Raw genomic sequence first — 20,450 nt, forward strand, 5'->3', positions numbered from 1 at the left:
TCCCTTTCTGTTTCTTTCCCACAACTTGAAAACTTTTCATTGATTGCGGCATTCACACCTGAATTTCATACTTATTTATTTTACTATATAGGGTATTCCGCTGAATTCCCAGGGCACAGGCAGCTTGACTGATATTTCCTTTGTATAGTTTTAAAACCCGTTTGATGTGTTCTTTTTCCACATAGGTCATATCCAAAACAGCCGGATCCAACTCTTCCAGTCTTTCTTCTGTCAATATCAGCGGTTTTTTTTCGATAAAATTGATGTCATAGGGCTGGCTTTCCTCAGAATTTTTAATGAAGTACTTTGTCGGAAAGGATTCCGTATTGATGATCAGCTCCACCACATTTTCAAGCTCCCGGACATTTCCCGGCCAGCTGTAATCTTCCAGAATCCGCATTGATTCATCAAAAATCTGAAATTCCTTCTTCTCATATTTGGCTGACAAATTCTTCATAAAATACCGATATAAAACAGGAATATCGCTTTTTCGTTCTCGCAATGGCGGCAGATACAAGGGCAGAACATTCAGACGATAGAACAAATCCTTTCTGAACCGCCCCAGTTCCACTTCTTTCTTCAAGTCCTTATTGGTCGCGGCAATAATCCGGACATCGATGGGAATCGACCGCTGACTTCCGATTTTTGTGATGACGTTTTCCTGCAAAACTCTCAGCAGTCGCGTCTGCATATCCAGGGGCATCTCGCCAATTTCATCCAGCATAATGGTACCGTTGTTGGCCTGTTCAAATTTTCCGATGTTGCCCCCTTTTTTGGCACCGGTATAAGCACCTTCCTCATACCCAAACAACTCTGATTCAATTAATTGGTTGGGAATGGCGCCGCAATTAAGGGCCACAAAAGGTTCATCCATCCGTTTGCTATGGTTATGGATCGCCTGAGCAAAGACTTCTTTACCGCAGCCGCTTTCTCCCAGAATCAGAATGGTTGACCGATTGTTAGAGATCTTTTTGGCGTACTCGATAGTACTGACAAAATGTTTATCGGCCCCCATTATTTTATCAAAGGTATAATAAGGCTGCTCGGATTTGATGATTTTTTTCGACTGATCTTCTTTCAGGACAAAGACAATCTCAATACTGTCGTCCTGGGGATTATAAATCGGGCTGGCGGTCATTTGACAATGAAAATGATTTCTCAGCGCTTTAATATTGATAATCCGGTTAACGTGTTTTTCCGAATGGATCGCTTCCTTGATATTATCCCATTCTTCAATTATCTCCGAGACGTTGGCAGCCGACAATTGTTTGTATTTATTACCAAATAAGTCCATGGCTCTCTGATTATATATTTTTATCCGACCATCCAGATCCGCGGTGAGAATGGCCACCGGCATCGAATTGAAAATAGTTTTAATATGTTTATTGGTCATATTCTGGAGCCGATTATACTCTTTTACCCGCAGCATTTCTTCGATGGCATTGGAGGCAGCAATTACCATACCCAGAGTATGAGGATGAACAGAGTCGGAATATCCGGTCAGATCCAGAGCCCCAATCAGGTTTCCATTGGGATCTTTAATCGGTGCTCCTGAGCAGGTCCAGCGATGATAAGCCTTGATAAAATGATCTTTCCCGGACAATTGAACCGGCTCTTCAGATTTTATTACGAGCGACATGGCATTGGTACCAATGCACTCTTCGTTCATGTAGGCTCCGGCAACCATTTTCAGTTCAAAGGCTTCCGTCAGTATTTTTTCATCGCCGATGGCGTTCAGAATACAGCCATCCTTATCAGTCAGTAGTACAAAGAAATTATTTCCCCGGACGATACTCATCAGATGTTCCATATATGGTGAAGCCGTTAAAATCAAATCTCTGTTTTCCGAAAATTTAGTCTGGAGTTCCGAATGATCAATCATTTTTTTACTGAAAACCTGATCTTCATTAATATCATATTCGGCACAGCGATCTTTTGATTGTTTGATGAGGTTTTGATAAATATTTTTATTCATGGTTAATGGTCTCTTTTCATTGATTTTTACAAATCCACTTATCTTTTTCCTGATTATAGCATAAGTCGAAGATGCCGGCATAAGGAATCGTCCAGTTAAATACTTCTTTAATTGATAACCCGAACAACTCCGCCAGAATAACCCGGATGACTCCGGCATGGGCCAGGATCAAGGTCGACTTCAAGTGGTTATTATTTACAATTTCAGCAAACGCCGGCAGGACCCGCTGCTGTAAGTCGATAAAACTTTCCCCAGCCGGTGGTGCAAAGATGTCGAGCTTCCGGCCTCTCTGCTCATAGATTTCCGGGCAACTATTTTTAATTTCGGAAAAGGTCTTCCCATCCCACTCGCCCATATCAATTTCTTTTAACGCATCGATTCTGAGTCTGGGAACCGGACGATCCCCCAGAATAATATCCAGGGTGTTGACACAACGGCTAAGGGGACTGGTATAGGCTTGGTCTAAAGGGATTGTTTCAAAATATGCCCTGAGCTTTTCTGACTGCTCAACCCCTTCTGGTGATAAAGGAACATCCAATTGGCCGATATAAGCTTTTTCATTTTTCCATGCTATTTTGCCATGCCGGACTAAGTATATCTGTATTCCCATTACGATACCTTTCTGAATCTGATTAGATTATGTTAATCAGTTTTAAGCAACGCTTTTGTGTTAAATAATACTGTTTATTTTATTCGATCATTCTTTTTATTTTCTGCAAAATGAGTTCGGCATTCAGATATCGTTTTGCTATTTTTTCAGACGCAATCGGATTGTCTTTATAGAACTCCAACATCTGGATTTTTCTTGTTTCCAGATCCATCAGTTGATCATTTTTGACAAATTTATCGGCCAGATAGAGGATTTCACTTTCAGTAACGGCCTGATCCGGTTCCATGACAATATCCATGTGGTCAGCAATAATATCGCCCACTGTTGGGTAACCCATTTCTCTTAAAAGCTCTCCGCCTTTGTGGGCATGGTTTTTTTCGGTTTTGGCAAGATCATGGAGCAAAGCAGCTGCCCGAAGAGCTGAAAGATCAAGTTTTAATCCCTTTTCTGTTAATTGTGTTGCCAAACCCATAGCCGTCTGTTTGACTTTGGCGCAGTGACTGCGAATATTTTCCGGCAGCTTAAATTTATCCCAAGTGGCGTAACATTCGCATAAATTGGGTGCCCTCATGGCGTTGTATGCTAGTAGTGTTTCGTAATCTGACCGGGTATCCATATCCATTAGAATCGCTTCGTCAATCAGTGGGAGGTTAAAGGCATCCTCTTCATATACGGCCAGTAAGCGTTTCAGGCCGCCATCCATTTTATTTTCCAGAATCAGGTTCTGATATTTTTTATGGATTAACGGCGGGTGTCCCCGTTCGCCAAAAAAGCAGGGATAGATAACGCCTTTGCATGTTTTATCTGATGCATCTATCAGATATTTAACGGTTTCCGGTTTCACCAGGGGAATATCCACCGGGTGAATAAAAAAAGCATTAATCGATTCATCTAATTGGGTGATTCCTTTTACGATTGAGGTATACATCCCCTCAGCAAACTTCTCATTGATCACCAAATCCAGTGGTTTATTCTTAACATAAGGGCTTATTTCATCAGCCCGATGTCCCAGTACCAGGATGATCTGATCCACGCCGGCCTGTTGATAAGTCGCGACTACCCGCTCGACGGCCGTTTGATTTCCAAATTTCAGCAGCGGCTTAAACCCATCCATCCGCGAGGAATAGCCAGCGGCAATAATAATAACGCCAATCTTATTCTTTTTCAAATTGGTTTCCGCCTGACTTGAATCATTTCCGCCACGATACTCACCGCAATTTCCTCCGGGGTATCGGCAAATATATTGAGGCCGATGGGACTATGCACCCGCTCCAAGTCACTGTAGGAAAATCCTTCATCCAAGAGATCCTGATAGATATGATTGCGTTTCTTTTTGCTGCCAATCATCCCGATGTATTTTGCCTCAGTTTGCAGTATCTGCGCCAGAACATCTTTGTCTTCTGAGTGTCCTCTGGTCACGATGACCACATAGGAGTATTGGTCAATTTTAACGTAGTTTTCGATGTTTTTAAAGGCTGGTATCACCATCACTTCTTCCACCCCATTAAACCGTCGAGTATTTGCAAATTCCTCCCGGTCATCTAGCACGGTTACATAAAACCCGACGACCTTGCATAATTCTGCCAAAACCTTGCCAATATGACCACCGCCAACAATACAGACATTTTCATTGTTAAAAAATGTTTCAACATAAAACCCTTCTTTTTCCAGAAATGTTTGATGATGTTTTAATTGATAAAAATTCTCTCGGATCTCTTTAACCAGGCCGTGGACTTCATCACTTTCCGAACCAAAAAAACCGGTTTCTGTACAGACCCATTTCTCCAGACTGCCACTTTCATTACCTGTCTGGGGTATTTTTGTAATCGTGACAAAGTCGGTTTTATTTTCAATCAATTGGACAATTTCACCATAAAAAAACTGATTCTGAGGATCCCACCAGTCAATATACTCCAACAGTATTTTCAAATCGCCACCGCACACCATTCGCTGGGAGGCTTCATCTTTGCTGTTAAGCACAAACTCCTCAATCTGAAAGTACTTGTTCTTATGAACCTTGACTGCCGCACGTATCACCATCGCTTCAACCAGACCACCGCCGATGGTTCCTGCAACCGTCAGATCCTGTTTGATAATCATCCTGGCACCTTCACTGCGGGGAGTTGATCCGGATTTTTGCAGAATGGTTGCCATAACAAAATTTTCCCTTTGTTCTTGAGCGTCTTTTATTATTTTCAACAAATCATTCATTGCCCTTCTCCCTTCGCAGGTCCACTATTTTTCGCTTAATCATACTGTTCACCAGTTGATCAGGTTTTTGTAACTGACTCTTTTCAATCGCTACTTGAACGGCTAATTCGCAATTTTTATCAAAATATTCCTGAACCCTGATTTTAATCTGCTTTTCTTTTTTGGCTGACTGTTCTTCATTATAGAAAGAAACATCAATTCTTAATGACTGCCCGTCTTTAACAACAACCTGATAATCTACCAGATCTTCAACCGCCAGCAGTATTTCTTCCAACTCTTTCAGATCAAAGTAAATACCGTCTTTTAAGTAAACTCGGTTATTAATCCGACCTTCCACTTTTTTCATTGTTCGCAAAAAAGTTCCGCATTGGCAGGTTGCCTGAGAAAATGCCCCAATATCTCCGGTTCGATAACGAATCAATGGCATGGCCTCCCGATCAAAGCTGGTAAACACAACCTCTCCATAGATTCCGTCGGCCACTGGTTTCCCGGAAGCCGGATCGATTATCTCAAAATATAAGTCGCCTTCGCGGAGATGATAGCCGTTTAGTGCCTCGCATTCCACCCCACCACCGTATCCCATTTCGGTCATCCCATAATGGTTGAACACCTGACAGCCAAACTTCCTTTTGAACTCTGCTACCATCGCCTGAGGGACATAGTCCGTACTGAGTAAAACTTTTTCAATTCTTGTGAATCCATCGTGTTTCATGCGGCTGAGATATAAAACCTGAATCGGAATGCCGACAATACAGTTAATCTTATTTTCGACGATGATTTTTTCTACTGCATCCAGATCGGTAAGAAGTCCGTAAACAACACATGCCGTTTTGGTTCGCTCAAGGGCTTTTTTTAGCAGGTTTCCAATTGTTCCATAGGCTTGTCCCGGCAGCAATACCATCACCCGGTCGGTGCTGTCAATTAACGAACGCATCCCATAGTTGAAAAAATCGATTGTTTTTTGGAGATCTTCATCCGTAAAAAAAATCCGTTTTTTCTTACCGCTGGTACCGGATGTATTCAAGGTAACAATCCGGTCAATCCGGGATTGGGGCACACATAAAAATGCAAAGGGATCGTTTTTGATGTCTTTGGCTGTGGTAAAGGGGAGCTGATAAAAATCATCCCATGATTTAATCTGCTCTGGGTTAATGCCTTCCAACTGTTTTTGATAAAACGCACTGTTTTTTTTTGCATAATTAAGGGTTTCAACGATTTTTTTGAGCTGATAGGTCTCCAGCTCTTTTGGGTTTGCCGGTGAGATCCCGGTTCGTTTAATGATCCATTCTTCCAATGGTGTCTTTTTCATAAAACCCTCACTGTTTGCGATAGATGGAATTACCGTTTTTGGCGGTCAAGTTGTACATACAAAAAGGGATCAGTTGACCCTGGGGATTAACAACATGAATGCAACAGTCTTTGACTCGATTGAGATCAAGATTCCAGACATCCTGGAAGGCCATCGCCGATAGACTAAAAGAATAGCGGTTGATCCGTTCCAGAATCTTATCCCATTGATCTTTTCCCTGATTATCCTGGCCGGGATCAGGATTTTTTTCTACAGCCAAGTCTTTTCCATTCCATTTGCGCGAGACGTGGGCTTTAGTCTTATTTGCCCCTGCTTCGGCCTTTTCGGTTCCACAGCAATTGGCAGGATTATTGACCGCTAACAGCTCATTATTTTCCTGAAGAATATAATTGCCATGAAAAGAACATCTGGCGTTTTCACATCCCGGTGGCGCAAAACTTTTCTTTCTAATGCGCCCTGCGGTCTGATCTTCAATCCTGTCCATGATATCCCCCAGGGTCAGCCGCTTTGCTTCCACCGGCAAATTGGGGATCCGGCCAAAATAGCTGGCAGGTTGCATATGAACCCCTTTGACCGTTGGTACCCATTCCAATCCAAAATTGATAATGTTCCCCAGGTCGTCATCATTGACTTCGCTGACCAGGGTTGGCACCAGGACGACTCCAATATTATAGCGCCGACAGTTTTCAATTGCCTTTATCTTGGTTGCCAGTAATGGCTTACCTCTGAGTTTTTTATATATCTCGTCATTGGTTCCATCAAATTGCAGAAAAACAGAGTTGAGTCCCGCCGCTTTTAGTTGTTTGACAAAAGCTTCATCCTCGCCCAAACGAATCCCATTGGTATTAATTTGAATAAAGGAAAAACCCAGCTGATGTCCCAATTCAATGATTTGCGGCAGATCATCTCTTAATGTAGGTTCGCCTCCGGATAACTGAATATTACAATCACCCGAGGTTGCCATGACACTGCCATACATTGAACGAATCGTATCGATGGTCAGATCCGGTTCACCATTGCCATTAGCATCGGCAAAGCAAAAGGAACAACTGAGATTACAACGCTGAGTGACCTCAATCAGCGCCGTGCAGGTGTGCTGGCGATGATCGGCGCAGAGCCCGCAATCATAGGGACAACCTTTTTCTACCAGGGTATTCGGTTTTTCGATGGTGGCCGGGATTTTATTTCGCACCCACTTTGCCATCGGAATACTGCCACGCCAGAGCAGCGCTTTGAAGCGGCCATGTTCCGGGCAGGATTTTTCCATCCAGGTTTCGGCTTTTTCAGACCAGATGAGCGCATTTATTTTTTTTAGACAGACCGGGCAAAGACTTTCAGTCGTTGAGATGATTCGCTTCATTTTTTTCCTATTGCTCTCTGTTTCCAAATGTATAACCATTTTCCTGAAGTATTTCGACCACCTTTTCAAAGCTTTCCAGCAGGGTATCACCGCATTTCACCGGATAGGCCTGATTATTTTCGTCAGTAAATCGGTAAACGCCAATCAGATCCACACATTCGGTGCTTTCAAAGCGCTGTTCAAACCAATCCATATAGTCTTTAACCATCGTACCAAAATTATCGCGGGTATATTCCCGGGCTTTGCCCTTTCCGGCATATAAACCAATAATCCCAATGCCGCCGGTCAAAACGCCACAGGTTTTCTGATTGCCGCCAATCCCATTACATAAGCCGTTCATCACCCGAATCAGGTCTTCGTTTTCGATCTCTTCCATATCCAGTGCCAGCTTAAGCATAATTTGACTGCAACAATAGCCTTCAGTCCCCAGTCGATAAAGTTCAAATTTCAGTTCGTCCATGTCTTATTCCACCTTTCTTGCGATCATCATAAAGTAGCCCGGTTTACACATTTTCAGTGCTTCCTGAAATCCAACTGCACATGTACCTCCGGTTTTTTGCCAGAATGCACTCATCGAGCCAAATTCAAAGATCGTTTTGACCAGTAGCTGTTTGAGTAGTGTACTATGGTCTTCAAGCAAAACAATCTCAAAACCTGCACTTGTGATATCAGCCTGCAACTGTTTTAAATCATATAAACCTCGCATGCAGCTCTTAAATTGATGGTTTTTCATAGCATCAAGCGATTCGGGATTTCGGGCATAAACATCGGTGATAAAAAAAGTCCCGTTAATTTCCATAACCCGGTAGACCTCCTTCAGTGCAGCGGTCATATCCGTCATCAGCGAGAGTGTGCACTCGGACAACACCCCTTGAAATGAATCATCCTGGAAGGGAATCGCTTCACCACTGCCGACCAGAAAGCTTTTATCGGGATTGTTTTTTCGGGCCATGGCAAGCAGCTTATGGGAGGGATCAATCCCTACCGCATTGAGCCCATGGGTCTGGTCCAGGTAACGGACCGTGGCTCCCTGACCACAGCCCAGATCCAGTAATAAATCTGCTGATGTCCAATGACAGCATTCAACCCCCTTGGCGGTTAAATCAAAGCCCCCGGGCCGCAGGGTTTCACCCAGAAGTTCGGTCATCTGAGGACTTTCGTAGGCACAATTTCCAGACAATTATTTGTCCTCCAGTCCTTCTTCTACTTCCTTCATCTTCCCGAGGGCCAGTGCCTCGTCAATAAATACCTGGTTACAAGTGGGACACTTCATCAGATCCACTTCGAAATTTCCTTCCAGATATCGAACCTTGACCTTGGATAATTCGAGCTCCTGCTGACACTTATCGCAAAGCCATTTTGCTTGATCGTCGCTTTCATGCTTCATCTTAATCCTCCACTATTTCCATACGATGACTGTAGACGCTTTTAATCAAAAACGCTTCTCCCTCATTGGTATACTTCACCCAATAGGTCACGTTTTCCAGCCTCAGTTTTGCCAGATAATCCCCGGTTTCCGGGTTACAGAAACGTTCTTTGTTTTCTTCGGCATTTTTCAATACCGCCAGAATATCTTCCATTAATATGTATCGGGTTTCCATGCTCTTTTGAACATCTTCGTGAATAATCAGGGTAAACTCTTCTTCCATCTGTACCTCCATGGGATCCTCTCTCCAAATTTCTTTCAATAAGATCTGCTTCACACGACTTCGGTTTTGATGTCGTTCTGACAGGGTTGGACTTTTTCGGGTCGCAGCATCCGAATTATCTTTGGGATAAATCAGATCCAGTAAATGATAGGTTCGTTTCCCACCCGAAACAAAAAGATCCTTGCACATGCTGCAGTAAACCAGCAAGTCATTTTCGCTTTCCCCGATCCGTTCGACTACAAAGGCATTGGATTGCTCCCGATTGGCAAAATAAACCAATCCACCATAGCCGCAACACTTTGTTTTTTCCCTGGTATATTCCAGTTCTTCAATCCCGTAGCCCAATTTAGCCACAATTTTTCTGACACTTTCATGAAGCTCACTGTTTTCCCGGGTGGCACAGGCATCGTGGATGCTTAAAGTTTGGGGAGTTTTTATGTGATCCTTATTAGGTAGTCCTTCTCGGACATAAATATCCCATAGCGATTCGACTTTAATTTCCGGACAGTACTTCTCAAAAACACTGATACAGCTGGAACAAGCCAGAATAAAGGTCGGTCGTTCCATTTCTTCCCATACTTTTTTGATGACTTCAATGTTTTCACTCATTAAGCCCTGTTGACCGGCCCAATCCGCCGGTGCCCCGCAACACCCCAGATAAATACCGACATCCCCATTGACATGGCCAACCAGATATTCATAGATACTTTTGATATCATCAGGATAGGAAGCCGGCAACTGACATCCGGGATAAAAGAGATACTCCGTTTTACCGGTTCCTTTATATAAACCTTTGACATAATCCGAAAAAGAAATCAGTGGATAATAAAACAGGTCTTTGGACTCTTCCTTACTGGGTTGTTTACGTACCAGTGAAAAACGGGAACTATTGGAGAAAGCCATATCCTTAAGCGCAAAATCATGGGCTGATACTGGCATTTTCCCACGTTCCACCATACTTTCCCGGGTTTCCTGAATTATATCCTTCATACTGATATTTAAAAAACACTCTTCCATACACAATCCGCACTCGGTACAGGAATTAATCATTTTATTAGCATAATGCGTTCCTAAAATAATCCGTTCACTGTGGTTGATTTGCCGGATATAAGCATCCGGGGACATTTCATATTTGCGCAAATGGACACAGCCCTCAATACACTTTCGGCATTGACATTTGACACAGCGTTTAGCCTCTTCCATCGCTTCTTCTTGACTGTAAATTACCCCCGCTTTGGCAATGGGAGCGAATACCGCTTTGTTACTGATATCAAACTGGAGCGGTGTTACAAATGCGCCTTCCCGTTCCCGGGAATCAGTGAGGGATACTTTTGAAAGATAACGTTCAATCGAAATTGCCGCTCGTCTTCCAGAACTGGTCGAAAGAATCACCGAGTCAGATTCATTAACCAGCCGCCCCCCGACAAACAGGGTTGAATCTCCGACCTGAAAAGTCACTGGTTCATACTCAATTTTTTTTTGCCAATCACCGGTCCCCAGATAGACCGCATCGTACTCGGTCTGCAGCTTAGCCAGTTTATTTTGATCTATGGTTTCTTTAAAATGGATGGCTATTTTTTTATCAGCAATAACCTGTAATTCCTGTTGTAGTAATTCTTCGGGCAGCGAATCGCCCACAAAATCCCACAACCGGCCACCCAATCGATTGTTTTTTTCATAGATCGTTATAATATAACCCTTCTTATCCAGATCAACAGCAGCAGTCAAACCACTTAATCCCCCACCAATAATGGCAACCTTGCCTTTGTTTTTAGGCAACGGCCACACTTTTTTCGGTTTATAGGCACCATATTCCAGCACCGCTTTTTCAAGCTCTGATATCCGGATTGAGCCGCCGGCTTTGCTTCTTTCACAAGGCGCTTCGCAGGGATGATCGCAGATTCGTCCGATAATTTTGTGAAAAGGCATTTTCTTTTCCATCAGCTTATAAGCATTCTGAAAATTTCCTTTTTCTATCTCTGATAGAAAATCGATAATTTCCAGATGAACGGGACACTGGGCAGTACAGGTTGGGGGTTCCTTATGAATACAGCGATCCCCGGTTTCCAATAATTTATCTAAATTCATTGTTGGTCTCCTAACTCTTTTTATTATTCGGGACATTGTAGCAACTAAACATCATCACCTTGATTCGTTCCGATGTCTATTTCTATAATCAATTTTTATTTAAAATCATTGTGAAATTGATCGTAAAATGTGTGGCAATTTAATTAACACAAAGACAAATACACTTACCTTAAATTATATCATAGAAACAAACACCAGCGTCCAGTAACCCTTAGCAAAACCGGTGAATTTAAAATAGGAATTGAAAGCTTAGAAGCTTTCAATTCCTTTGGTAATGAGACTTGGTTTGCTTATTTTAAGGCTTCTAAACCTTCAAGTACTTTTTCTGGATAGGCTGGCAAATGTTTGATGCGAACGCCACAGGCATTGAAAATCGCATTTGCTATTGACGCATGTGGTGCTGACAATGGCATTTCACCAGAACCAGCAGCACCGTATGGTCCTAATGGACGTGGTGTTTCCTGATGAATCAAGACGATTTCATCGGGTACATCTTTAACTTGCGGAATTCCGCATCCGGTTAAGCTGGTGTGTTTGTTCAGATCTTCAAAGTCTTCGCTTAAGGCTAAACCAATCCCCTGAGTTAAACCGCCCCATAACTGACCTTCAAGAACAGTTTTATTAGTAATAGTTCCACAGTCAGATACTAACGTCATTTTGTCGACATGAGTTTTTCCAGTGGTGGTATCAACCGACACTTCGGATAATAATACCCCATACATGTAAACAGGGAATGGATTCCCTTGACTGGTTTCAACGGATGGAGCGGTACAAGGTGCTGTCCAGACGCCTTCATAACGTAATGGCAGGCCTTCGGCAACCATTTCATCATAGGTTCTGAACGTTCCATCGGCTTTTTTCATAGCCGCCAGTAAGTTTTCGCAGCCAACTTTGATGGCATTCCCAACCATTACGTTTGAACGGCTACCACCAGCTGGTCCACTGTTTGGTGTCAGTTTCATATTGTTCATAACCAGTTTGATTTGTTCTGGTTTGATGCCTAATGGTCTTAAGGTTTCGTGAGCAAAGGTTAATGTTCCCATGTCTGCCCCCTGGCCATGATCTTCCCAGGAATTTCCGACGATTACGCCATCCTTTGTTAATTCAATCCACATTTCCGCTGAGTCAGGGCCATCAAGACCACAACCATAGATGTTGAGTGAAATTCCAACACCATGTTTGATATTTCCCCCTTCGGCATTTAATGCTTCCGCTTTTGCCTTGGCAGCCTGATAAATAGGTCGAATCGTATCAATTGCCTGGGGTAAAGCGATGACATCTGGTGGACAACCTTGTGGTGTGGTATCACCTTCACGATAAACATTTTTATAACGCAGTTCCAATGGATCTTCACCCATTTGATCTGCCAGCATATCAATTAAGGTTTCAGACGCGAACAAACTCTGTGGTGAGCCGTAACCTCTAAATGCTGAACCCCAAGCATGATTGGTGGCAACCGTTCGGCCTTCACCGCGGATATTGGGAATATTGTAGCCGGCACCGATAAATTGTGAACCACGGGTCGTTACCAGATCACCAAATTCGCAATATGGACCATGATCCACTGACCAGTCCGTTTCCATCGCTTTCAGGATACCATTTTCGTCGGCACCCATTTTTACATTCATAAAGAATGGTGAACGTTTCCCGGTATAGGTGATTTGTTGGTACATATTAAATTCCAGGAATACAGGTCTTTTAGTAACTAATGCGGCGACACCAAGCAGGCCTTCGATGGTTGGGCTGAATTTATATCCGAAGGTTCCCCCGGTTGGGTTTTGAACGATGAAATATTTAGTCGGATCAACGCCAATCGCCTCAGCGGTCATCAGTTGGTGGAAATGCAGGGCAATACTCTTGGAATGAACCATCAGGTTATCTTCTTCGTCAAAATATGCAAAGCCGACATCTGGCTCTAGTGGTAAATGTGGTTGACGGCCAACATAGAAGTCATCTTCGATGATATTTGGCAGTTTTTCCATTAATGGCGCTGGATCGTCACCCTTAACGATATTGGTTTTGAAATAAACATTTGGTGTGCCAGGATGAATTTCGATAGCATCATCTGCCATAGCCGCCGGTGCACTCATATATGGTAGTAATTCTTCAACTTCAACAACTACCTTTGCAGCGGCTGCTTCGGCCTGTTCTGGGGTATCGGCCAATACCATTGCGATGGCATCCCCAAACTGGAAGATTTTTTTGTCATTTAAAATCGGGCGCTCCAGACCATCCCCTAAATTCGTCGGGAATGCCAAACCGTTGATACGGTTGGTTCCGGGAACATCTTTGGCAGTAATTACTTTAAAGACGCCTTCCATTTTTTCTGCTTCTGAGGTATCAACCGAAATAAGATTAGCATGAGAAACCTGAGCCTGAACCAGTTTGATGTGCAGAGTGTTTTCTGGCAGTTTTAATCCTAAATCGGCACCAAAATCCCAGGTTCCGGTCACTTTAGCAACAGCTGAAGGACGAGCCATGGTTGAGCCCATAATGGAAGCGCCTTCTTTTAATTGGAACCATAAATCTTCTTTTTTAATTTCGCCACGCATCAGTTTTGCTGCATCCATAACCGCATCAATGATGGGAATATAACCGGTACAACGACATACATTTCGATGTTTCTGGAACCAGGCCCGAACTTCTTCTCGAGTTGGGCTGGCGTTTTCTTCTAGCAATGCTTTGGCTGACACGATAAAACCGGGTGTACAGAAACCACACTGTGCAGCACCGTTGACCATCCACGACAATTGCAATGGATGCAGATTATCATGAGTTCCAACCCCTTCAATGGTGATGATTTCAGACTCGTCGTCTACCCGTTTCATTTTCATAACACAGGATCGCACAACCTTGCCATTTAAAATAACTGAACAGGCTCCACACTCCGCTTTGCCGCAACCAATTTTTGTTCCGGTAAGTCCCTGCTGTTTTCTGATTAAATTTGCCAGGGTTGTTTCCGGATCTACAATAACCGTCCTTTGAATCCCGTTAATGAACAATGTCTTTTTTTCCACGTGAAATCCTCCTTAAAATATTAAAAACTATTTACTCTATATGGATGCAAAAATCAACCTTTTCCAAATCCGCAATTGGGATAATGACAGTCCGGACAGGTAGAGCATAGTCCTCCATGTCCCAGTTTGGATATGTCTTTGGGAGTTAATCTTTCGCCGACCATCAGCTTAGGTACCACCAAATCAAAGACTGTTCGGTGGCTGTACATAATGCAACCGGGTAATCCCAACACCGGAATGTCACCCCGATAGGAAAGTAAAAACATCGCTCCTGGCAAGGTGGGTGCCCCATAAGAGACAAACTTGGCTCCAGTTTTTCCAATCCCCTCCGGTGTTACATCATCCGGATCCACAGACATTCCGCCGGTCACGGTGACAATGTCTGCCCCTTCTGCTATTAAATCCAGGATGCATTGGGCAATCATGTCCGAATCATCCCGGGAAAAAACCTGTTTAAACACATACGAATCAAGTTCTGCGAATTTCTCTCTGATCACATCTCCGAACTTGTCTTCGATTCGGCCATAAAAAATTTCGTTACCGGTGGTTACAACCCCCACTTTGAATTTTTTTAAGGGCAATACTTCTACAATCGGTTTACTTCTTGCGCATAATTCTTCCATCTTGATCAGTTTTTCATTATCAATCGAAAGCGGAATGATTCGAGTAGCGCCGACCAGGGTTCCCTTAGTCACCATGGTATCGGTATGAAGAGTCGCCATCATCATTTCACCAAATTCGTTGATTTCCTGTAAAGTTTCCACATTTATTTTTAGCAATCCCGATTGAGTCGCTGTCATCGTCACTTTTCCTTCGGATGTGCCGACAAATTCAACCCCAATTCCTGAAGCAGCTTTTCCTAATCTTAAGGCCGCGTCGTCTTCATGGATTGTTCCATCATTAAATTCAATAATGGCAATGTGTTCTTTTCCCATGTTCAATAATCGGGGGATGTCTTCTTCCTGCACAATATGCCCCTTCTTAAATGCTGCTCCTTTAAACTCCCCAGGGATAATCTGGGTCATATCATGTGCCAGGAACATACCCACTGATTCACGAACAGGTACTACCTTCATATTGTTTCCTCCATTAGCTTGATCTGGATCATTTTCACTGAGTTACTTATGATGGTTGTAATATATAGCAATAAACGTGCCAAATAAAAAAAAGCCTATTTAAAGGCTTTCTTTCTTATTTCCCATACTTGAGTGCTTATATTTTGATCATTTATCAGATCTGTGTTGTTCATTAATTGATCAACCGCTTCTTTATCGAACATAAAGGCTGATTTATTTTGAACAGTAAATGGTTTATATTCTCTTTTTCAGATTTAATGCTCAATTATTAATACATCTTACTCTCTTTCTATACCTGCTCATTTTTTATAATCATATAGGGCACGATCATATCTTCATAACAGATTCTGCCATGGGTTCCCCCTGAACCGCTTGGGTGGAGCCCATGGTCAGCGGTAATGATGATGGTTCCCCTAAAATCGCGGGTCAGATCCTGGACCATTCTATCCACTTCGTAAATTTGCTCGATTGACTCCCGGGAATAAGGACCATAGGTGGTAGCATCATCATCAATGCTATGAAAATGGGTGAAGATCAGTTGATTTTTTGCGTTGATTGCTTTTTTTGTGTTTTCAAAAACATTCCGGTCCTGGTCACCCACATTGACTGAAAGCACCGGTTCGATGGAGGTGTTCAGCATTTTAACGTCGCCTTCGATATAAGCTGCCGTCTTGTTGAGTGCCCGGGCTTTGTCAAAAATATCCGTACCGTTAAAGTCCATAACTTCCCGGTTGTTAATCCCATTACTATTGGGAAGTGTTCCAGTAATCATGGCCGCCAGTCCCGCCGGAGAAATTGGCGGATAAACAGATAAAGCCAACTGAGCGGACAAACTGGACAAATAAGGAGCTTTCCCCTGTTCCCCTGCCATTTTCAGCATTGTCCAACCCAGACCATCCAACTCAATGACCATCACATCACTGCCTTTTTCCAGCTGATGGATGGCATCCGAGGTCACATCGGTAATGGAAAACCGGGGCGGATCGCCGAGAACTCCAGCAACATCAGTGATGGTTGTCAGATCCGAGGCCGTGTAGTTGATCCCAGTCTCACTGATTTCAAAAAAACTTTTATCGCTCACCTTATCAAATTTGATGCTGCCATCCCGTCCAAATACAGCGATTTCTACCTGGAAATCGAGCAGATCTTCCGGTAAAACCTGCTTGTGGGTGGTGTAAACAGTGACTGTTTTTTCATTAATTTCAGACTGACCTTCAAATATTTGCTTCTCGGTGAAGCCACTCAGGTACAAATTACCGGCCGTGGTGCTCCGGTATCCCCTTTTGTCATCAATTCCGATGGCCTTTTTATCCTCATCCAGATCAGTCGAAATCACGATGATGGCACTTAGATTTTTGATCTGACTGGAGATCGGATGGCGGGTATTGATCAATTCCCAGTCATAGCGATTTGAATAGCTCAGATGGCAGTCACTGAGATCATTTCCGTTTATTTTGGAAGACAATCCATCTGCCCCGATTAACAGTAGATCATAACTGGTTGATCGGGGTTGGGCCGAAGCAATCACCTTTTCCAGGGCAATTGTGGTATAATTTTTTTCATCTTTGGTAACCCGCTTGATGGGATAACCCATCATGGTATTGATGGTCAATGGCGTCTCGACATCACCACCGATTGTAAAGCTTTTGGGATACTCACCGCCTAAGCCCTGAAAATCGCATCCGGAAAGAATGAAAGTGAGCAGTATCAAGGGGATCATTATCCGGATTTTTTTTACATAGCCGGTCATCTTTTCACCTACACAACCGCTTTAATGAAGAGTAGTCCTTTCACCGGAACTGCGTCTGCCCCTTCAAAAAAGCCATCAATACCACTGTCAGAACACGTTAAAATCCCCTTTTTAAGTTCTTCCAGGGTCATTTCTGTTTCGTACCCATCGGAACCCGTCAGCTTGTATCTGGCTGCCTCCCGGATTTTTAGCTCCTGGAATATTTTTTCGATAGCAACCCCGGATTTTCCATTCAGGGTGGTGGTGCCATATTTTTCCTGTGCTTTTGAAACACTCAAAAGCAGATCTTTTCCCAGCTTATTATAGAGCATATCCTTCATCCGCATCCCTTCCGGAAGATCCGGACCAATAAACATTGGCGCATTTTCGCCGGTAATTTTAATATACTGATTTTTATATAGATCATAATTTTCGGTTCGCGCCCAGCCATCCATCCCGGCCACATCCACTGTCTCTGTTTTCACAGCACCGGTTTTTTCCAATAGCTGACTGGTTGGTACCGCCTGATCAATGGCATCATAATATTTGTAGGTTTCTGGTGTACACATCAAAACTGCCGTTTCCAGCATGGCCAGATTTTCGGTTTCGACCTGGGTCACAGCCCCCTTAATTTCGATTTTATTAAGGAATTTCACCCAGTACATCGCCCGTTCCTCCGGCACCACCGTCCGCAAATCACAGGCTGCACCATTAACCTCATAAGCAATGATCACATCCCGAATCGCCAATACATCCCGGGGGATTTCGATGGCATAACCATCAGTGGCATTTAATACAATAGCATCATAGTTTTTTTGCGATTCCCCATATTGCGCCAGAATATCTTCCAGTTTGACTCCTTTTCCGGAGGTGGGCGTTTGTGTTCCACTGGCATCAATTGAAATCGCTTCGAATGTCACTGGCGTCATGGCCTTGATTTCATCGCCGGTGACGATCTTTTCATCGGCCAGACCGGTAATCAGCACTTCCTGACTGTCGGTTTTCTTTGCTACCGATGTGTAGCCCAGCTTTTGGGGATCGGCGCCAGCATCTGTTACACATTGAGCCACCGCACCAATGATGCCCCGGCTGGTCAGGGTCGCCCCAGAAACTGCATCAACGTCCAGACGTTGTTTTTCAATGATAATTTCCGGCATCCCTTCGACCGCTTTGGTTGCATAGTCCAGATCATCCTTGTGCGAAACCACTTGTACCGATTCAATTTTGTTTTTAGAAAAGGTCACCTCCACCTTGATGGGACCATTTTTCCCTTGCGCTGACCCTACATAGCTGCCAGCTTCATAACTGATGCCACCGGCACAACCGGCTAACATCACCATCATCAGACCGGTTAGAACCCCTATATAACCTCTTTTCATCTTTCCCTCACTTTCTCTTATCGCATAAATCCGTTAATCAGGAAATCTCAATTTCCTTCAGAAATTTTGTCCAGTTTTGTTTAAAGTTCTCATTCTTGGCCACGATAAAAAAACAATCATCATTCTCAAAGGCCAAATTTTCTCCATCCATTGCAAAGGTCAGAAAAAGTTTTTCCGGATCTTCCAGATCTGCTTTACTATAGGCCTTTGAAAAACCGTCCCGGGAAGTACAGGTGATCTGATTAACCGTACTCAAATCCACGCCGGTTGTTGCCAAAATATCTTTTAAGAGGATTCCCAAATGTTCATTGGTTATTGGTTCTTCGCCGCTTTTTCCCTGGGTCGTTTCAAACGCCACCAGCGGGGCGGTGGACATCGTTTTCTGATCAATGATCCATTCCTGACCAGCGGCAGTGAAGACCTTTACCTGGGCCGTTCCCGAAAATTTCGGTGCACTTGCAGAAGTTTTCTCACCACCGCCACTGCATCCCACCACCAGAAACATTGCCATCATTATCGCCAAAAACAGGCTGATACTCTTTTTCATTAAACTCTCCTGTTGATTTTTATTTTAAATAAGCTTATATATTTGCGGCATTGTTTTATTGCTTCTCTAGATCATCAAAGCCGCCGAAACGTAGCTGATACTCAGAAGAACTGCTGCAATCATCACCCCATAATCATATCCTTTTAGTCTGAGCACCAGGTATTCCACCCGGCTTTGATAGGCGCCGAAGGCTCTGCTTTCCATCGCAATGGCGATTTCTTCGGCGTGCTTTAATGAGGACAGAATAATTGGCGTAATCAGATAGACATAGATTTGAGTTTTCTTACCAAAGGGGATCTTTCTGAAATCAATCCCCTTTAACTGCAGCGCCACCATGGAATCCTGAAATTCTTCGGTGAAGATGGGAATAAACCGCAACGACAACGCCGTCATAAAGGCGATTTTATAGGGCACCTTCCACTGGATCAACCCCTGTATGGTCTCCCGGTAGTTTGAGGTCGACATAATAACCCCGGAAGTCAGTATGACCAGCATCCGGACAAATGTTTTAATCCCCATTTCAAGCCCTTTTTCGGTCAGCAGCGGGATCCCAAACACTTCAAAAATCACCTTTGTACCAGGTGTAAAAATACTCTGGACAATCGAGAGGGTCAAGAGCAAGATCAGAATCCGCCGATACCGCCTGATCAGCGCCAATAACTCCACCCCCATCAGCAGCGCGCAGGCAATTGAAATGATACCAATCCCCACAACAAAAGCCAGATTCTCGACCACCAGTACCATGGAAGTCAGACAGAGGACCAGCACTATTTTTGTCCGCGGATCGATCTTAGCAGCCATCGTCCACAACCTTTCCGTTTTCCAGTCTGATAATGCGATTGGTATGATCCCTGATAAATTGAAGATCGTGGGAAATCACGGCCAGACCAATGCCTTCCCGTGCCAGTTCTTCCATCAACTGGTACAGCGCTTTTTTTCGGTCCCGATCGAGCCCCGTAGCGGGTTCATCCAGAATTAAAAACCCGGGCTCCTGCGCCAGGGTTGCCGCCAGCACCAGGCGTTGTTTTTCGCCCCGACTCAGCCGCATCGGCACCCGTTCTTTGAGATGACTCAGCTCAAACCGCTCCAGCAGTGCGGCGGCCCTTTCTAGTGCGGTCGTTTTATCCACTCCCTTAATTTCCAGCGGAAAGATGATTTCATCCTGAACATTCGCAGCAAAAAGCTGACGATCCGGGTTTTGAAAGGCATAACCAATCTTAAATCCACGCTCACACAGCTTCAAGTTCTTTCCGTCGACTCCGTCGATTACGATATTTCCCGAATCAGGCATCAGAATACCCATGATAATTTTTCCCAGGGTGGTTTTCCCTGACCCATTTTCACCGGTGATCCCGACAATTTCGCCCTGATTCAGGGACATATTGATATCCCTTAAGGCAAACCTGCTGCGGGGATAGCCGTAGGATATTCCCTTGAGTTTGATATAGCTCTCCATTCTGGCTCCATTCATTGTTTAGCGCTTAATTTTTCACCGTTTGA

Annotated in this window: 17 protein-coding genes; all 17 read right to left on the minus strand. The window is 43.8% G+C overall.

Features of this window, described 5'->3' with window-relative positions; all coding sequences use genetic code 11:
* Positions 1-52: 52 nt before the first annotated feature.
* Positions 53-1,975 carry a sigma 54-interacting transcriptional regulator gene (locus tag ABGU93_RS01950; protein ID WP_347411822.1) on the minus strand — a complete coding sequence of 641 codons (1,923 nt, stop codon included), beginning with the start codon at positions 1,973-1,975 and terminating at the stop codon, positions 53-55.
* A gap of 16 nt (positions 1,976-1,991) precedes the next feature.
* Positions 1,992-2,585 carry a histidine phosphatase family protein gene (locus ABGU93_RS01955; RefSeq protein WP_347411823.1) on the minus strand — a complete coding sequence of 198 codons (594 nt, stop codon included), beginning with the start codon at positions 2,583-2,585 and terminating at the stop codon, positions 1,992-1,994.
* 79 nt (positions 2,586-2,664) lie between these two features.
* Positions 2,665-3,753 carry a DVU_1551 family NTP transferase gene (locus ABGU93_RS01960; protein WP_347411824.1) on the minus strand — a complete coding sequence of 363 codons (1,089 nt, stop codon included), beginning with the start codon at positions 3,751-3,753 and terminating at the stop codon, positions 2,665-2,667.
* Positions 3,750-4,796: an XdhC family aldehyde oxidoreductase maturation factor gene (locus ABGU93_RS01965; RefSeq protein ID WP_347411825.1), complete on the minus strand. Its 1,047-nt coding sequence runs from the start codon at positions 4,794-4,796 to the stop codon at positions 3,750-3,752. The genes ABGU93_RS01960 and ABGU93_RS01965 overlap by 4 nt, the downstream gene beginning before the upstream one ends.
* Entirely contained in the window at positions 4,789-6,105 is a 1,317-nt protein-coding gene (locus ABGU93_RS01970; RefSeq protein ID WP_347411826.1) for a DVU_1553 family AMP-dependent CoA ligase, read from the minus strand. Before ABGU93_RS01970 ends, ABGU93_RS01965 begins: the two co-directional genes overlap by 8 nt.
* Positions 6,106-6,112: 7 nt before the next feature.
* On the minus strand, positions 6,113-7,465 hold the full coding sequence (trsS, locus tag ABGU93_RS01975; protein ID WP_347411827.1) for a radical SAM (seleno)protein TrsS: 1,353 nt from the start codon (positions 7,463-7,465) through the stop codon (positions 6,113-6,115).
* A gap of 7 nt (positions 7,466-7,472) precedes the next feature.
* Positions 7,473-7,925, minus strand: coding sequence for a DVU_1555 family C-GCAxxG-C-C protein (locus ABGU93_RS01980; RefSeq protein WP_347411828.1), 453 nt, complete (start codon positions 7,923-7,925; stop codon positions 7,473-7,475).
* A 3-nt stretch (positions 7,926-7,928) separates the two neighbouring features.
* Positions 7,929-8,645 (minus strand): DVU_1556 family methyltransferase, encoded by a 717-nt coding sequence (trsM, locus tag ABGU93_RS01985; protein WP_347411829.1) that lies wholly within the window; start codon positions 8,643-8,645, stop codon positions 7,929-7,931.
* A complete protein-coding gene (locus ABGU93_RS01990; RefSeq protein ID WP_347411830.1) occupies positions 8,646-8,852 on the minus strand; it encodes a DVU_1557 family redox protein in 207 nt (68 codons plus the stop codon).
* 1 nt (position 8,853) lies between these two features.
* Positions 8,854-11,202 carry a pyridine nucleotide-disulfide oxidoreductase/dicluster-binding protein gene (locus ABGU93_RS01995; protein WP_347411831.1) on the minus strand — a complete coding sequence of 783 codons (2,349 nt, stop codon included), beginning with the start codon at positions 11,200-11,202 and terminating at the stop codon, positions 8,854-8,856.
* A 290-nt stretch (positions 11,203-11,492) separates the two neighbouring features.
* Positions 11,493-14,219 carry a molybdopterin-dependent aldehyde oxidoreductase gene (locus ABGU93_RS02000; protein WP_347411832.1) on the minus strand — a complete coding sequence of 909 codons (2,727 nt, stop codon included), beginning with the start codon at positions 14,217-14,219 and terminating at the stop codon, positions 11,493-11,495.
* Positions 14,220-14,272: 53 nt separating this feature from the next.
* Positions 14,273-15,295 (minus strand): molybdopterin-binding protein, encoded by a 1,023-nt coding sequence (locus ABGU93_RS02005; protein ID WP_347411833.1) that lies wholly within the window; start codon positions 15,293-15,295, stop codon positions 14,273-14,275.
* A 289-nt stretch (positions 15,296-15,584) separates the two neighbouring features.
* Positions 15,585-17,045: an alkaline phosphatase family protein gene (locus tag ABGU93_RS02010; RefSeq protein WP_347411834.1), complete on the minus strand. Its 1,461-nt coding sequence runs from the start codon at positions 17,043-17,045 to the stop codon at positions 15,585-15,587.
* Between the two features lie 8 nt (positions 17,046-17,053).
* Positions 17,054-18,403, minus strand: coding sequence for an FMN-binding protein (locus ABGU93_RS02015; protein ID WP_347411835.1), 1,350 nt, complete (start codon positions 18,401-18,403; stop codon positions 17,054-17,056).
* 37 nt (positions 18,404-18,440) lie between these two features.
* Complete coding sequence (locus tag ABGU93_RS02020; RefSeq protein ID WP_347411836.1) at positions 18,441-18,950, minus strand: hypothetical protein; 510 nt, start codon at positions 18,948-18,950, stop codon at positions 18,441-18,443.
* Positions 18,951-19,016: 66 nt separating this feature from the next.
* The gene (locus ABGU93_RS02025; RefSeq protein ID WP_347411837.1) at positions 19,017-19,751 is read right to left on the minus strand and encodes an energy-coupling factor transporter transmembrane component T; all 735 of its coding nucleotides are present in this window, start codon (positions 19,749-19,751) and stop codon (positions 19,017-19,019) included.
* Positions 19,741-20,406 (minus strand): ABC transporter ATP-binding protein, encoded by a 666-nt coding sequence (locus tag ABGU93_RS02030; RefSeq protein WP_347411838.1) that lies wholly within the window; start codon positions 20,404-20,406, stop codon positions 19,741-19,743. Before ABGU93_RS02030 ends, ABGU93_RS02025 begins: the two co-directional genes overlap by 11 nt.
* Between the last annotated feature and the right edge of the window lie 44 nt (positions 20,407-20,450).

Origin of the sequence: Acetobacterium sp. (assembly GCF_039830195.1) — a bacterium.
GTDB lineage: Bacteria > Bacillota > Clostridia > Eubacteriales > Eubacteriaceae > Acetobacterium.